Annotated in this window: 13 protein-coding genes and 2 pseudogenes; all 15 read left to right on the forward strand. The window is 45.8% G+C overall.

Going from position 1 to position 14,614, the window contains the following annotated elements; translation table 11 throughout:
• Window positions 1–176 precede the first annotated feature (176 nt).
• Window positions 177–842, forward strand: coding sequence for a GntR family transcriptional regulator (locus ACFO8Q_RS05215; protein ID WP_380024676.1), 666 nt, complete (start codon window positions 177–179; stop codon window positions 840–842).
• 91 nt (window positions 843–933) lie between these two features.
• Window positions 934–2,304, forward strand: a complete 1,371-nt coding sequence (hydA, locus tag ACFO8Q_RS05220; RefSeq protein WP_380024677.1) for a dihydropyrimidinase — start codon at window positions 934–936, stop codon at window positions 2,302–2,304.
• Between the two features lie 145 nt (window positions 2,305–2,449).
• The gene (locus ACFO8Q_RS05225; protein ID WP_380024678.1) at window positions 2,450–3,763 is read left to right on the forward strand and encodes an MFS transporter; all 1,314 of its coding nucleotides are present in this window, start codon (window positions 2,450–2,452) and stop codon (window positions 3,761–3,763) included.
• An 18-nt stretch (window positions 3,764–3,781) separates the two neighbouring features.
• Window positions 3,782–4,525 (forward strand): maleate cis-trans isomerase family protein, encoded by a 744-nt coding sequence (locus ACFO8Q_RS05230; protein ID WP_380024679.1) that lies wholly within the window; start codon window positions 3,782–3,784, stop codon window positions 4,523–4,525.
• 144 nt (window positions 4,526–4,669) lie between these two features.
• Window positions 4,670–4,903, forward strand: a complete 234-nt coding sequence (locus ACFO8Q_RS05235) for a hypothetical protein (protein ID WP_380024680.1) — start codon at window positions 4,670–4,672, stop codon at window positions 4,901–4,903.
• Window positions 4,885–5,034, forward strand: a pseudogene (locus ACFO8Q_RS05240) (fumarylacetoacetate hydrolase family protein); the annotation flags it as partial. The gene ACFO8Q_RS05235 and the pseudogene ACFO8Q_RS05240, both read left to right, overlap by 19 nt.
• Before the next feature lie 275 nt (window positions 5,035–5,309).
• Window positions 5,310–5,681, forward strand: a complete 372-nt coding sequence (locus tag ACFO8Q_RS05245; RefSeq protein WP_380024681.1) for a RidA family protein — start codon at window positions 5,310–5,312, stop codon at window positions 5,679–5,681.
• Window positions 5,682–5,732: 51 nt separating this feature from the next.
• Window positions 5,733–6,596: a transketolase gene (locus ACFO8Q_RS05250; RefSeq protein WP_380024688.1), complete on the forward strand. Its 864-nt coding sequence runs from the start codon at window positions 5,733–5,735 to the stop codon at window positions 6,594–6,596.
• A complete protein-coding gene (locus ACFO8Q_RS05255) occupies window positions 6,597–7,544 on the forward strand; it encodes a transketolase family protein (protein WP_380024682.1) in 948 nt (315 codons plus the stop codon). It abuts the gene before it with no gap.
• 12 nt (window positions 7,545–7,556) lie between these two features.
• Window positions 7,557–8,996, forward strand: coding sequence for a four-carbon acid sugar kinase family protein (locus ACFO8Q_RS05260; protein ID WP_380024683.1), 1,440 nt, complete (start codon window positions 7,557–7,559; stop codon window positions 8,994–8,996).
• A gap of 28 nt (window positions 8,997–9,024) precedes the next feature.
• On the forward strand, window positions 9,025–10,752 hold the full coding sequence (locus ACFO8Q_RS05265; protein ID WP_380024684.1) for a thiamine pyrophosphate-binding protein: 1,728 nt from the start codon (window positions 9,025–9,027) through the stop codon (window positions 10,750–10,752).
• Window positions 10,753–10,815: 63 nt separating this feature from the next.
• Window positions 10,816–11,760: a sugar phosphate isomerase/epimerase family protein gene (locus tag ACFO8Q_RS05270; protein ID WP_380024685.1), complete on the forward strand. Its 945-nt coding sequence runs from the start codon at window positions 10,816–10,818 to the stop codon at window positions 11,758–11,760.
• Between the two features lie 113 nt (window positions 11,761–11,873).
• Window positions 11,874–12,309: pseudogene (locus ACFO8Q_RS05275) on the forward strand (IclR family transcriptional regulator).
• Window positions 12,310–12,353: 44 nt separating this feature from the next.
• A complete protein-coding gene (gene fba / locus ACFO8Q_RS05280; protein WP_380024686.1) occupies window positions 12,354–13,217 on the forward strand; it encodes a class II fructose-1,6-bisphosphate aldolase in 864 nt (287 codons plus the stop codon).
• Between the two features lie 13 nt (window positions 13,218–13,230).
• On the forward strand, window positions 13,231–14,469 hold the full coding sequence (locus tag ACFO8Q_RS05285) for an allantoate amidohydrolase (RefSeq protein ID WP_380024687.1): 1,239 nt from the start codon (window positions 13,231–13,233) through the stop codon (window positions 14,467–14,469).
• Window positions 14,470–14,614 lie beyond the last annotated feature (145 nt).

Here is a 14,614-nt window from a genome sequence, read left to right on the forward strand (position 1 = left end):
TAATCATAACGGAATTACCGTGGCTTTTGTGATATTTATGTGTTGCATTTCATTTTACAATGAACCTCTTTTATCGCTCTTTTAAAAATTATTAAAAAATTGTTGCGGAAAATATAGTATGTGCTATAATGATGTCAGACCAAACTGTCGACAGACGACAATGATAGGTGAGATACATGAATATATATTCTGTTGAAAAACCCATGCCTTATTATGACCAGCTTTACAATTCGATCAAACAAATGATTATTGAAGGAGTTTTTCAACCCGGTGAGAGAATCTACGAAGCCCAACTCGCAAGAGAATTTAACGTAAGCCGGAGCCCGGTTAGGGAAGCCGTACGGGCGTTGGAAAAAGAAGGTTTGTTGATAATCGATGAAAAATCGAGGATCACAGTTTACAAACCCACTATGAAAGATGTGGAAGATATTTACCAATGCCGAATGGTTCTTGAATCGCTCGCTGCCAAACTTACCACGACGCTCGCAACAAATCAAGAGTTGAGCGAAATCGAAAGCACTCTCTCAGAAACCAGAAAACTTCTGGAACAGGGAGAAGAACCGAATAAAGAAACCATTATTTCATTGAACTCACGCTTCCATGATTTAATCGTTCAATATAGTCGAAACAGCCGTTTGCAAAAACAACTGCAAGACCTCCGTTCGTTAACTTACTACTATATGCTCATTAATATCCAGGGCGAAAACAGGAAATGGGACATATTTAACGAGCATCAGGTGATCTTCGATTGTATGAAGCAAAGGGACGCTGAAAAGGCTGGATCCGTGATGGCAAACCATATCAGTAATGATTTGAATCATCTGAAGGAACTCCTCAAGTGAGCCTTCCTTCCTTTTTAACTCAAACTGTCGACAGACGACAGTATAATGAAGCGATGTAAAATATCATCTCGAATTCAAAGGGGGATTTAGTTTGAGAACGATCATTCGAAATGGAACTGTGGCAACTTCCGCGGATGTATTCAAGGCGGACATCCAGATTATAAATGGGGTTGTAACCGCTATCTCTGAGAGGATTGTCCCTGTCGAGGGAGATCATGTGATTGAGGCAACCGATCAATATGTATTCCCTGGAGGAATCGATGTCCACACTCACCTGGCTTTCCCTGGCACCGTTGACGATTTTGAAAGCGGTACCAAAGCTGCAGCTTCAGGCGGGATCACAAGTATTATCAACTTTACCGATCCGAAAAAAGGCCAGTCGGTTCTTGATAATTTGCGGGAGTGGCAGGAAAAGGCGAAGCCGTCATTTATCGACTATGGGTTTCACTCCATTATTAACGAATGCAATGAACGGGTGCTGGAGGAAGTACCTGACCTGGCCGAACAAGGCGTAACTTCCATTAAATTATTCATGGCCTATAAAGATCATTTAATGGTGAATGACGTTGAAATGTACAAACTTATGAAAACAGCCGGAGAAGCGGGTATCATCACCAATGTTCACGCAGAGAACGGTGACGTGATTGATCAATTGATATCGGACGCTTTGTCAAAAGGCAATACGACACCTTATTTTCATGCGAGTACACGCCCTTGCTTATTGGAGGCGGAAGCGACAGGGAGAGCCCTTGCAATTGCGGAAGCGGCGAACGCACCAGTGTATATCGTGCATGTAAGCTGCGCGGAAGCGCTTCAGCAGGTGGAACAAGCAAAAAAGCGGGGCGTTCAAGCCTATGCCGAGACCTGCCCCCAGTACTTGGTTCTTGACAGCAGTTATTTAGCCAAGCCCTTTGAAGAAAGTGCCAAGTATGTTTGTTCTCCGCCACTTCGTGACAAAAGCAACCAGACAGTGCTTTGGAATGGACTCGCGTCGGGTCTCATCTCAACTGTTGCATCGGATCATTCCTCCATTCCGTTTGAAGGAGGAAAAGCGCTTGGGAGAGACAATTTCGCAAAGATTCCGAACGGTTGCCCGGGAATCGAAGATATTTTCTCGCTTATCTACCATTTTGGAGTTCACGAAGGCAGAATCTCTCTACAGAAATTTGTTGAGATCACGAGTTCGGCCCCGGCCAAATTATTCGGGCTTTATCCCAAAAAAGGAACCATTGCGATCGGAAGCGATGCGGATCTTGTGGTTCTCGATCCCCGGCTTTCCAGGGTGATTTCCAAGAACACTCAATCGCAAAGTACAGACTATAACCTCTATGAGGGCACCAAAGTTCAAGGGGTGATTACGTACGTATTATCCCGAGGAGAAGAACTCGTACAGGAAGGGCGTTTTCTAGGCAAACCTGGACGGGGAGAGTTTTTACACCGGAAGAGATTTAAGAAAATTTGAATTTGTGCTGCATTTGTGGTTGCCTTGAGGGAGGTGAAGTAGGGGGTTCAAAATCAGGATGTTCAAACATCAATTCTCAGAAAAGCGGTGAAACTATCAAAAAAAGGGGCTGTTCAGGATGTCGGTGAAGGGGGAAAATGTTGGTTTGGATTCAGTAAAACAGGATTTGCCGTTCGTTACATCCAAACCCACGAACGTACGTTGGCAAGTGTTTCTCATGCTGCTTGCTCTGGTCACGATTAACTACGTGGACCGGGCCGTTTTGTCAATTGCGATGCCTGCAATTAGTAAGGACTTACATTTTGATCCCGCAGTTGTAGGTGTCATATTAAGCTCATTCTTCTGGGGATACGCCTTGATGCAAATCCCATCCGGTTGGCTGGCGGACCGTTTCCGACCAGACAAGGTGGTTGTCGGTGCAGCGTTCGCTTGGGGGTTTGTCCAGACTTTAACGGGGTTTGTAAGCACCAGTAAAGCTTTGATTTTCTTGCGGGTGTTGCTCGGGATCACGGAAGCTCCTGTTTATCCGGGGGGAGCAAAGCTGCAATCTGTTTGGCTCTCGTCCAAAGAAAGAGGACGCGGCGCTACGATTCTTGACAGCGGCGCACCTTTGGGAACCGCAATCGGTGGACCTGTGATTGTAGCGTTTATGGCATGGTTTGGCGGATGGCGCGGAGCCCTGATCGGAGCCGGTCTGCTTACTTTGGTAGTGGCTTGGTTGGCTTGGCGGGTCATTAAAGGAACACCTGCTACCAACAAGAGAATGAATGAAGCGGAACGAGAATATATCAGGCAAGCTCTTGAGGAAGAATACGAAGCTCACAAAAAACAGGCTGGAGCCTCTGTGAGTGCGAAAGCGTACTTAAAAGCCCGGAATTTCTGGTGCATGTGTTTAGGATGGTTCTCTTTTAACACCGTTTTTTATGGCTTGATGACGTGGGGACCGTCTTATCTTGCAAAAACTCAAAATCTCGATATCAAGAGTTTGGGCTTCTCTACTCTGGTTATTTTCGGCTGCGGATTCGTAGGGGAAATCATCGGAGGATGGATCGCAGACAAGTGGCGGGAAAAAGGCGGCAACTTTAATACTGTCATGCGCACAATGTTGGCGATTGCAGGGATTATGACATCTCTTTCCATCTTCCTGTTAACCAAAACCAGTTCCTTAACTGCGGCTATTTCGCTGCTTTCCATGGCACTGTTCTTCCTCCGTTGGGCAGGCTTGTATTGGAGTGTGCCTGCTGCAATCTCCCAGCGTGAACACGTTGGGACAGTTGGCGGATGCATGAACTTCTCAGGGAACATTGCCGGGATCACGACCCCGATTTATGTTGGGCTGATCGTTTCTGCAACAGGCTCTTATTTCCTTGCTTTGATGGTGTTTGTCGCGGCAGGACTGCTTTTGGCAACGGCATCATCTCTTATTAACTACAATAAAAAGATTGGCAGTGTAAATTAAGTTAGGAGGATTTTAATCATGGCTGAACCGAAAAAAATTGGAATGCTCACACCCTCATCGAACACAATCCTGGAACCTGTCTGTTCCAGAATGCTAAATGATGTACCAGAGGTTACGTGCCATTATTCGAGATTTGAGGTTACTAAGATCTCCCTTGAACAGGATGCATTGAAACAATTTGATTTCGACCCGATGCTTCGCGCGGCTGAATTATTGGCCCACGCTGAAGTAGACGTTATCGCATGGAACGGAACATCGGGCGGATGGTTGGGTTTTGATGTAGACCAGGAACTTTGCGAAAAGATTACCAAAGCGACAGGTATCCCGGCTACAACTTCGATGTTGGCACAAGTGGACGCCTTTGCGGAAAAGAATGTGAAAACTCTAAATCTTGTTACTCCGTATATTCCGGAAATCAATGAATTGATCGCAAAACAATATAAGGAGCACTGCGGAGTCGAAGTTGTAAATATGCAAGGATGCGCTCAAACAGTGAACCGCTCCTTCAGTCAGGTAGACCATGAACGCATTGAAAATATGATCAAAACTGTAGCAACTTCACCTGCGGACGGAATCAGCATTGTCTGCACAAATTTCCCTGCCGTCAACAAGGTACAGTATTATGAAGCGACCTACAATCAAGTATTCTATGACACGATTGCCGTAGTAGTGTGGCAGTCGCTGAAAATGGTAGGCGTTGATCCGGCAAAAGTGAAAGGCTGGGGCGAGCTTTTCGAAGCCAAAGATCCGGTTAAATCGTAATTGCGTGTGATCAAAATGGAAAAGAGCATGGAGTCGGTCAAACGGCTTTAGATGCTCTTTTCTTTTCACTAAGGAGGAGGCCATGATTACGGTTGCTTTTTATAGAAATAATCGACTGCTTCTTGCAAAACGGATAAAGTGATAGTGGATGTTGAAGCTGCTGCTGGGAAATTCCCTGAAATTCAGCAGATACCTTTCCATATTGCTGAAATGATTTCACAAGGAGAAGAAGGAAAACAACAGTTGGCAAGGTTGGCAGAACAGGCAAATTCCGAAGATTCCCTTTTCTTGCCGGAAGATTCGTTAGAGTTCGGACCGTGCGTGCCTGAACCGCAAAAAATAATTGGAATAGGATTGAACCCGGGGATATTATTCTGACAGGGACTCTCAGTGGTGTGATTTTAGGATACCCTGAAGAACATAGAGTTTGGCTAAAAGACAGCGATGAAGTGACCGTTGAGATCGAAAAATTGGGCCGTTTGACGAATCGGCTAGTTGCATCGAGATGAATCCATTTTTCAGCAACAATTTACACGATCTCAGATTTTTGCTAGAACTCAAAAAAATACGTTGAATTTTATTATTGCAACTGCTATTATTAAATCAAACAAAATTAGAAATAACGTTTCTTAATAAGAAACATTCTTTGCAGGTTTACGTCATCAGTCACAGTGCAGTGTCTCGAGTGAGTGAAGATATGCTGGAACTGCAATTTTTTTGCAGATAATTAGAAACGTTGTTTCTTTTTAAGAAACAAAATCCAATCAAGAAGGATGTGAACATCATGCAAATCATAAGCACTGATAAAGCGCCGCAACCGAATCTTCCTTATTCACAAGCCGTTAAGGTTGGAAATCTTGTCTACACTTCAGGAACACTTCCGTTTCGGCCTGATGGAACATTTGTTGACGGAACCTTTGAAGAACAGCTTCACCAGGTTTTTGCGAATTTGGAAGCGGTTTTGGATGCGGCGGGAACGAGTTTGAACAAAGTAGTGAAAACAACCGTATTTCTAAAAAATATGGATGATTTTGCAAAGCTCAATGAAATATACGGAAGTTATTTCAAAGAGCATCGTCCGGCTCGCAGTACAATTGAAGTGGCTCGTTTGCCAAAGGATGCTTTGGTGGAAATTGAACTTGTTGCTGCTGTCTAATACTTTTTATGGACTAATTCAGAAATAATGTTTCTTAATAAGAAACGTTAAATCAATACTTCAGTACAAACCAAAAAGGAGGAGGAGCTTATGGCTTTTACCGCGGAAAAACTGGCGCATTATACCGAGTTTACAAAAAAGATTCGCCGGCACATCGTTAAGATGACTCATAAGGCAGGAAGCGGACATCCGGGTGGTTCTTTGTCTGCGACAGAATTGTTGACTGTGCTGTTCTTTGAGCACATGAATGTAGATCCAAAGAATCCAAGATGGGAGGAACGTGATTGTTTCTTCCTCTCGAAAGGTCATTGTACACCCGTCTATTATTCTGTGCTTGCAGAAAAAGGGTTTTTCCCTGTGGAAGAGTTGATGACATTCAGGAATGTAGATGGTCGTCTGCATGGTCATCCTTGCAGTGAACATTGTCCTGGGGTGGATATTTCCTCCGGTTCGCTCGGCCAGGGATTATCAGTTGCCAATGGAGTTGCGATGGCTGCAAAGTTGGACGGCAAGTCCAGACGTTCCTATGTAATGATCGGTGACGGAGAGCTGCAAGAGGGTCAAGTATGGGAAGCGGCAATGACAACGCCTCATTACGGTTTAGACAATGTGTGTGCCATTATCGACTGGAACAAAATTCAGCTCGACGATTATGTGGAAAATGTGAAAGGTTTGGCCGACCTGGCCGGAAAATGGAAGTCTTTCGGCTGGCATGTGATCGAAATTGACGGCCACAACCTGAATGAAGTGGATGACGCATTCAGAGAAGCCAAGGCGACAAAGGGCAAACCGACTGCGATCCTTGCCCACACCATCAAGGGGAAAGGCATCTCATTCATGGAGAATACGCACAAGTGGCATGGTCTGGCTCCGAATGATGAAGAATTAGATATTGCGTTGAAGGAGTTGGTATAAATGACTCAGCTTAAAGCGCCGCGCGAAGGTTACAGTGAGGCACTCATCCGTTTGGGCGAACGATATAAAGAGATGGTTGTTCTTGATGCGGACTGTGCCAAGTCCAATATGACGAATTTATTCAAAGATAAATTCCCTGATCGCTTTTTCAATATTGGAATTTCTGAATGTGACTTGGTCGGGACAGCCGCCGGATTTGCTGTTGGGGGAAAAATTCCTTTTGCAAATGCTTATGCGAACTTTTTAACAGGCCGTGCATTTGACCAAATGCGTATCGTCGTTTGCTATGCAAACAACAACGTGAAGATTGTTGGCCATAATGCGGGTACTTCAGCAGCTCAGGAAGGTGCAACCCACCTGCCGCTTGAGGATATCTCTTTGATGCGTACCTTGCCGCGGATGACGGTAATTGTACCTGCCGATTCTCTTGAAATGGAAAAGGCGGTCGAAGCGGTATTTCAGCATGAAGGCCCCGTTTATCTGCGCGTAGGGAAACTGCCGGTGCCGGTGGTGACGAAACCGGAGGATCCGTTCGTGATCGGCAAAGCAAATCTCTATCAAGAAGGTTCCGATGTAACCATCATCAGCACAGGTATTATGCTGAGCGAAGTATTTAAAGCTGCTGAAGAACTGAAGCAGCGCGGAGTCAGTGCAGAAGTTATCCATGTTCATACCATTAAGCCAATTGATAAAGAGACGATTCTGAAGTCCGCGGCTAAAACCGGTCGTGTCGTAACAGTCGAAGAACACTCTATCATTGGCGGATTAGGCAGCGCAGTTTCGGAGGTGCTCTCGGAACATCAACCAACCCCAATGCGTCGTGTCGGGACTCAAGACCGCTTCGGTGTATCCGGAAAAATGAACGAACTGCTCGATTTCTTCGGGTTAAGGGCAGCCAATATTGTGAATGCGGTTGAAGAGCTTTTAGAACCAGTTACTGCACAGTGAGGAGGATGTTAAGTGAATCTGACATCCAATAACAAAACAGTCGATGAATTGATTAAGGCTCTTCCTTCTTCCAACAACGAAAGAGACTTGCGCCAAGAGATACACAACATATGGAAACATAATAGCCATAAGTTGATCGTGCTCGATGATGATCCAACCGGCGTACAAACGGTTCATGACATTTATGTAATTACCGATTGGAGTAAAGAATGGATCCGACAGGGATTGTCGGATGAACGTAATGTGCTCTATATCCTGACCAATACGAGAAGTTATCAACCGGAAAAAGCGGCAGCCATTAATCGCGAGATCATGCAGAATCTCGTGGAGGTAGCCCGTGAACTGCAGATCGATTTCTCCGTCATTAGCCGGGGGGATTCCACGTTGCGGGGACATTACCCGTTGGAAATCAATGTGATACACGATGAACTTGTCAAAGCAACAGGTTGGGAGTTCGACGGACATCTGATCATTCCTGCGTTCTTTGAAGGCGGACGTTACACGATCGGTGACACCCATTACTTGCGGGAAGGAGATTGCTTCGTTCCGGTTCATAAAACAGAGTTTGCCAAGGATGTGGTTTTTGGATTCTCTGATGCTCGCCTTCCCAACTGGGTGGTGGAGAAGGGTGGAGCTCAAACCTTAGAGGCAGTGTGCTCCATTTCTCTGGAAGATATTCGTTATGGCGGTGTAGACCGGGTGCTCGAAATTCTGCTCTCGGTGAAGCAAAACACACCGGTCGTTGTCAATGCTGCTTCTTATGAAGATCTGGATATTGTCTCAATCGCTCTGATTCGGGCAATGGAAGCGGGAAAACGATACCTGTACCGTACAGCCGCTTCTTTCGTCAAGTCGTTCGCAGGGATCGGGGATCGTTCGTTTCTTTCCGCCGGGGAAATGATGTCTGCGGAAGGAAAACATCATGGCGGACTGATCATTGTGGGGTCCCACACGAATAAAACAACCGAACAGCTTAATGAGCTCATGAATGGATTTTCCGTGCGAACGGTTGAGATCGATGTATCTGAACTTTTGGATGACGCTTCAAGAGAACAAGAACTGTCCAAAGTGTGCAGAATGGTCGAAGAGTCGATTGCCAGTGGTCACGACACCGTAATCTATACGAGCCGCGAGGTCATTACTGTAGCGAACAAAACCGACAATTTGTCCATCAGCCAAACAATATCCAACAGTTTGGCAGAAATAGTCCGTTCACTTTCTGTCACACCGAAATTCATCATTGCCAAAGGAGGAATTACCTCCAGCGATATAGCAACGCAAGGGTTGGCAATCAAAAAAGCTAAGGTATTGGGTCAGGCGGCACCTGGGATTCCTGTCTGGTTGACCGGAGAAGAAGCCCATTTTCCACAAACTCCGTATGTTGTTTTTCCTGGAAATGTGGGAGACCGGCATACCTTGGCGGGAATTATCAGAACCATAAAATCAATTTGAGTTATTTAACTACGAGGGGGACTCAACTATGGCAAAACAAAAAATGACAGTAGCTGAAGCGATTGCGCTTTATCTGAAGAGAAAAGGTGTAGAGCACATTTACGGAGTACCTGGGGTTGCGATTCTTCCCCTGTACGATGCGATTCGCGAATTGACAGACATCCAATCATTTGTTGTTCGTCACGAACAAACCGGCGCATTTATGGCTGATGCTTATTCACGGGTAACCAACAAAGTGGGCGTATGTGCTGCCACATCCGGCCCTGGTGGTACCAACCTTATCACTGGACTGTATGGCTCCTATATGGACTGCATTCCGATGATCGCCTTTACTGGTCAGGTCGCTTCTCACTTGGTTGGAACACAGTCTTTCCAAGAAGTGGCGATCACAGAAATTGCAAAACCTGTCTGTAAAGCTGTTTACTTGATGAATGATGCGAGCACCGCGGTACAAAGATTCCATGAAGCTTGGGAAACTGCAACCACTGGAAAAAAAGGCCCCGTATTGGTGGACTTGTGTGTAGACGTACAAAAAACAGAGGTTGAAGTCGACCTTGATGAATTTGTAAGTGTACCGGTGGAATTGCCGGAAGCTTCCGATGAAGACATCGCCAAGACGATTCAGATGCTCAGAGAAGCCAAAAAACCTGTCTTGATTTCAGGTGGCGGTGTAAATCTGGCAATGGCACAAGCAGAATTGAAAGAACTGGCAGAAACTCTGCAAATTCCGGTCGTTACCTCTGTTATGGGAATTGATACGTTCCCGAACGACCATCCATTGTTTGCAGGTCGAATGGGCACCATGCTCAATACTCCTCTCGGTAATAAAACCATTCTTGAGTCTGACCTGGTCATTAACCTGGGTGGACGTTTTGGTGACCGCAGCATCGGTAATTTCGAAGAATTCAAGCACAATACAAAAATTGTTCACGTCAATATCGATCAGAAACAAATCGGAAAATACCTTGAAACTGAGTTGGGCGTAATTGCCGATGTTAAATCCTTTATGGTGAAGCTTACAAACGCAGTAAAACAGCTCAATCAAGAAGCAGCGGCTACTGCATTAGAAATTAAGCCTTTGGATTTGACGGAAGAACGTACCAGACTTGCACGTAAGACTGATTTTGAAGATCTTCCGATCAAACCGCAGCGGGCTTTGAGAGAACTGCGTGAATTTTTGGATCGCGATGCGTTTGTGTCCCATGACTGCGGTATCAGCCAAATCTGGTCTTGCCAGTTGTTTGAAACGTATGAACCACGCACCTATTTAATCACCGGCGGCGCGGGTACGATGGGGTGGGGTCTTGGAGCTGCGATGGCTGCGAAATTGGCGTTCCCGAATCGTCAAAGCGTGAACATCGTGGGTGACGGCAGCTTGGGTATGTCACTGCAGGATCTGGCTACTGCGGCGAAGTTCAACATCCCTGTTATTGTGTTCGTCTTGAACAACTCCTTATACGGCTTGATTCGCCAACAGCAAAACTGGTGGTATGATGAGCGTCGCATCTCGACTGACCTTGTTTACAAAAATGAACTCTGCGATAACGAAGAACGCGGCATCGACTTCGTGAAAACAGCAGAAGGCATGGGGGTTCGCGGTGAACTTGTAACTCACTGGAAAGACATCAAACCAGCTTTACAGCGTGCTGTTGAAAGCGGCAAGCCATATCTGATCGAACTTGTTGTCGACCCGAATGCTGTTTGCGGATTCTCTTTCAATGGAAGACTTTCTACTGTTGACTACTCTATCAACTAAGATTCGTTATAGAAAAAGTATAAAACCTTTCTCCTCCCACCATTGGAAGGAGAAAGGTTTTATATGAAAGGAGGCAGTCCGGGTACCCGGCGAAATATGAAAGGTGATCTTCAACATTACATGCAAGTCGGAATTGTGCATTTCATGGCGTTTCCTCAGTCGATGGGCGGAGACGGGCCGATTGTCGAGACGGTTAATAAAATCATAACCGATGATTTTTTCTCATCGATTGAGATTACGCAGATCAATGACATCGAACAAAGAAAGCAAGTGGCCAGAATGTTCGAATCGGGACGGATGACTGTCGGCTTTGGCGCCCAGCCTGTTTTGCTCAGAAATAAAGCGGATTTGAATTCTTTTGATGAAGAAAAACGGAGGTTTGCTGTCGACTTGATTAAAGGAGCCATTGATCAGGCCTATGAACTGGGGGCCGGAAAATTGGGCTTGCTGAGTGGTCCCAAACCGGAACAACAGGAAGAAAAAGCCGTTGGGCTTCTGATTGAGTCACTCAAGGAAATTTGCCAATATGCAAGGAGCAAAGGCAATCTGGTGATTTCGCTGGAAACCTTTGATGACGCTACAGACAAAAAATGCCTGATCGGCCCGAACCGGCTGGCTGTTGAAGTTGCTCAGGAAGTGCGAAAGACAGATCCTACTTTCGGTTTGATGCTTGATTTGAGTCATCTGCCGATGCAGCGTGAATCTTCTCGTGATGCTCTGTTCACGGCAAGGGATTATTTGAATCATGCTCATATCGGCAATTGTTACATCAAAGATCCTGCTGATCCTGCATATGGCGATCAGCATCCGCGTTTTGGCTATCCCGGCAGCGAAAACGATGTTGACGAGTTGGTGGAATATCTGAAAGTTCTCCTGGAAATTGGATATATCGGTGAAGGTTCTTCCAACGTCGTGGCTTTTGAGGTAAAACCGGTTGGCGATGAATCTTCGGATATTGTGATCGCTCAATCCAAACGGACGTTGATCACAGCATGGAATAAGTTGTAAGGAATTCAAATGTTAGGCCCGATCTTCTGATTGGCAGTACACTCCCTTAGATTTTTGTTATGTCATATTATGAAACTGATTTTCTGAATAATAAACACAGAGGTGTATCGCATATGACAAATGACAACATTGTTCAATCAGTGGATCGGGCCTTGCAGATTCTTGACATCTTGAGTTCAAGAAAAGAAGGATACGGTGTCACTGAAATCTCCAAGAAAATGCTTTTGAATAAAGCTTCAGTGTATCGGATGTTGTCAACATTGGTTCGGCATGGTTTGGTAGAACAAAATGCAGAGACGGAAAGATATAAACTGGAGTACAGGGTTTGCCCTGGATCTGGAAGAAAATCAGTTGGGGATCAATTGCATCGCCGCTCCGATTTTTGCCCATACAGGGAAAGTTGTTGCCGCGGTAAGTGTTTCAGGACCTACAATGCGGATGACTAAAGAAAGAATCTATCAACTGAAAGATCAAATTATTGATAGTAGCGGTAAGATTTCCAATAGACTCGGTTATCGACTTCAAAATTCTCTGAATGTTTATCCCTGATTAAAACTGGCAAATATTATGGATTTTCAGTAGGGGGATCATACATGCCATTAGTTTCTATAAAAGAAATGTTAAACAATGCGCTGAAAAGAAAATATGCCGTTGGCCAGTTTAATATCAATAGCCTGGAATTTGCACAAGCTTTTCTGCAAGCCGCAAAAGAAGAAAATTCACCCGTAATTCTAGGCATTACAGAAGTGGCAGCCGAAAATATGGGTGGAGTCAAATTGATTGCATTAATGGTCCAAGAGCTTATTGAAAAATATCAAGTACAGGTTCCTGTAGCCCTTCATTTCGATCACAGTTCCTCTTATGAAAAATGTGTAGAGGCGATGTATGTGGGATTTTCCTCGGTTATGATTGATGGATCGCATCATCCATTGGAACAAAATATTGCCCTGACCCAAAAAGTAGTAGATGTCGCAAAAGTTCTGGGCGTCTCTGTTGAAGCGGAAATGGGCCGGATCACCGGTGAAGAAGATGGCATTGTGGTTGATGAATGTGAAGGGACTTATGCAGTTCCGAAAGAATGTGAAAAATTCGTGCGTGAAACGGGTGTAGATTGCTTCGCGCCTGCAATCGGTACTGTGCATGGACCTTATAAAGGGGAACCGAATCTTAGATTTGACCTTTTGGCAGAAATTATGCAAAGGACAGGAGTGCCTCTTGCGTTGCATGGCGGTACAGACATTCCTAATGATTATATTAAGAAAGCAATCTCATTGGGAATTGCGAAAATTAACGTAAATACGGAAAATCAAATCGTGTTTGCCACTGCCGTACGGAAGGTGCTAACCGAACAACCGGATTTATACGATCTTCGAAAATATGTGGGATCTGCACGCGAGGCTGTGAAAGATTCAGTTAAACGCAAAATGCGGGAATTTGGTTCTTCTGGACAGGCATAAAGGAGGGATGAGAATGCAGGCGCTCCGTCAAAGAGTAAAAGCAGATCGAATTGCCCAGCGAATTGAGGAACTCGCGAAATGCAGCACAACCGAACGGGGGGTAACCCGTCTTTCTTTTACAAAGGAAAGCGAAACGGCCAACGGGCTGGTGGCCGGGTGGATGCGGGAAGCAGGCATGTCGGTCCGACGGGATGAACTGAACAACATTATCGGGCGTTACGAAGGAAATCAACCGGATGCTCCGGCCCTGCTGATCGGCTCGCATCTCGATTCGGTGATTGAGGCCGGGAAATACGACGGGATTCTCGGGGTCATTGCTGGGATTGAGGTGGTACAAACCCTGTTTGAAAACGGAATCAGGCCCAAACATCCCATTGAAGTAATCGGATTTTGTGATGAAGAAGGAACCAGATTCCATACGACACTGCTCGGGAGCCGTGCGATCGCCGGCGACTTGCAGGAGGAAGACCTGCAAGCGAAGGACGCGGCAGGGATCACCCTTGCTGAAGCCATGAAAGAGATCGGTCTTGATCCTGCAAATTATCGATTGGCTGCCCGTGACCCGAAAACGCTCCTTGGTTACCTGGAGCTGCATATCGAACAGGGGCCGGTTTTGGAACAAATGAATCAAGCCTGCGGGGTCGTGTCGGGAATCGCCGGACAATCCAGATATCAATTCCGTGTGGAAGGATTGGCGGGGCATGCGGGAACCGTTCCGGTTCCAATGCGAAAAGATGCACTCGTCGGAACGGCTGAGATGATCCAGGCAATCGAACGGATCGCTCTTCAATATGAGAATCTGGTGGCGACAGTTGGAAAATTGTCTGTGTCGCCAGGAGCCAGCAATGTGATTCCGGGATTGGTCGAAGGAACGCTTGATATCCGGTCGATCAACAATGAAACCAGATTGGCTGCACTGAACCGGATCCTTGAAGAGTGTAAGAGCATTTGCGAACGGCGCGGATTGGCATGCGAGTTCAGCAAAGTCATGGAATCGCCAGCTGTCCCATGCTCCAGCCGTTTTATCGAGGCGATTTCATCGGTACTTGAGGAACGCAACATGAAGTCCGTTCAAATCGTCAGCGGTGCAGGCCATGACGCGATGGCGGTGGCCGGCATCACAGAAATTGGCATGATCTTTGTGAGATGCAAAGACGGTCTGAGCCATCATCCGGATGAATTTGCAACAACAGAGGATATGGGAATGGGAGCTTCTGTGCTGCTGGATGTGGTTCTGAAGCTGACTTCATAAAAAGGGGGAACAAGTCAATGAACACGATCAAATGTGAAGCCAAGCAGGAAATCCTTCAATGGATTGAATCTGAATAAGAAAACCTGATCAAATTTCTGCAAGAACTTGTAGCCATTCCGTCAGACAATCCGCCGGGGGACTGCTA

The sequence above is a fragment of the Effusibacillus consociatus genome (genome assembly GCF_042652925.1).
GTDB classification, from domain to species: domain Bacteria; phylum Bacillota; class Bacilli; order Tumebacillales; family Effusibacillaceae; genus Effusibacillus; species Effusibacillus consociatus.

Excerpts from the sequence above, each read along its gene's own strand:
- ACFO8Q_RS05215 (WP_380024676.1), top strand. The coding sequence starts at position 177 with ATGAATATATATTCTGTTGAAAAACCCATGCCTTATTATGACCAGCTT.
- ACFO8Q_RS05245 (WP_380024681.1), top strand. The coding sequence starts at position 5,310 with ATGCAAATCATAAGCACTGATAAAGCGCCGCAACCGAATCTTCCTTAT.
- fba (WP_380024686.1), top strand. The coding sequence starts at position 12,354 with ATGCCATTAGTTTCTATAAAAGAAATGTTAAACAATGCGCTGAAAAGA.
- ACFO8Q_RS05265 (WP_380024684.1), top strand. The coding sequence starts at position 9,025 with ATGGCAAAACAAAAAATGACAGTAGCTGAAGCGATTGCGCTTTATCTG.
- ACFO8Q_RS05285 (WP_380024687.1), top strand. The coding sequence starts at position 13,231 with ATGCAGGCGCTCCGTCAAAGAGTAAAAGCAGATCGAATTGCCCAGCGA.
- ACFO8Q_RS05255 (WP_380024682.1), top strand. The coding sequence starts at position 6,597 with ATGACTCAGCTTAAAGCGCCGCGCGAAGGTTACAGTGAGGCACTCATC.
- ACFO8Q_RS05270 (WP_380024685.1), top strand. The coding sequence starts at position 10,816 with ATGAAAGGAGGCAGTCCGGGTACCCGGCGAAATATGAAAGGTGATCTT.
- ACFO8Q_RS05230 (WP_380024679.1), top strand. The coding sequence starts at position 3,782 with ATGGCTGAACCGAAAAAAATTGGAATGCTCACACCCTCATCGAACACA.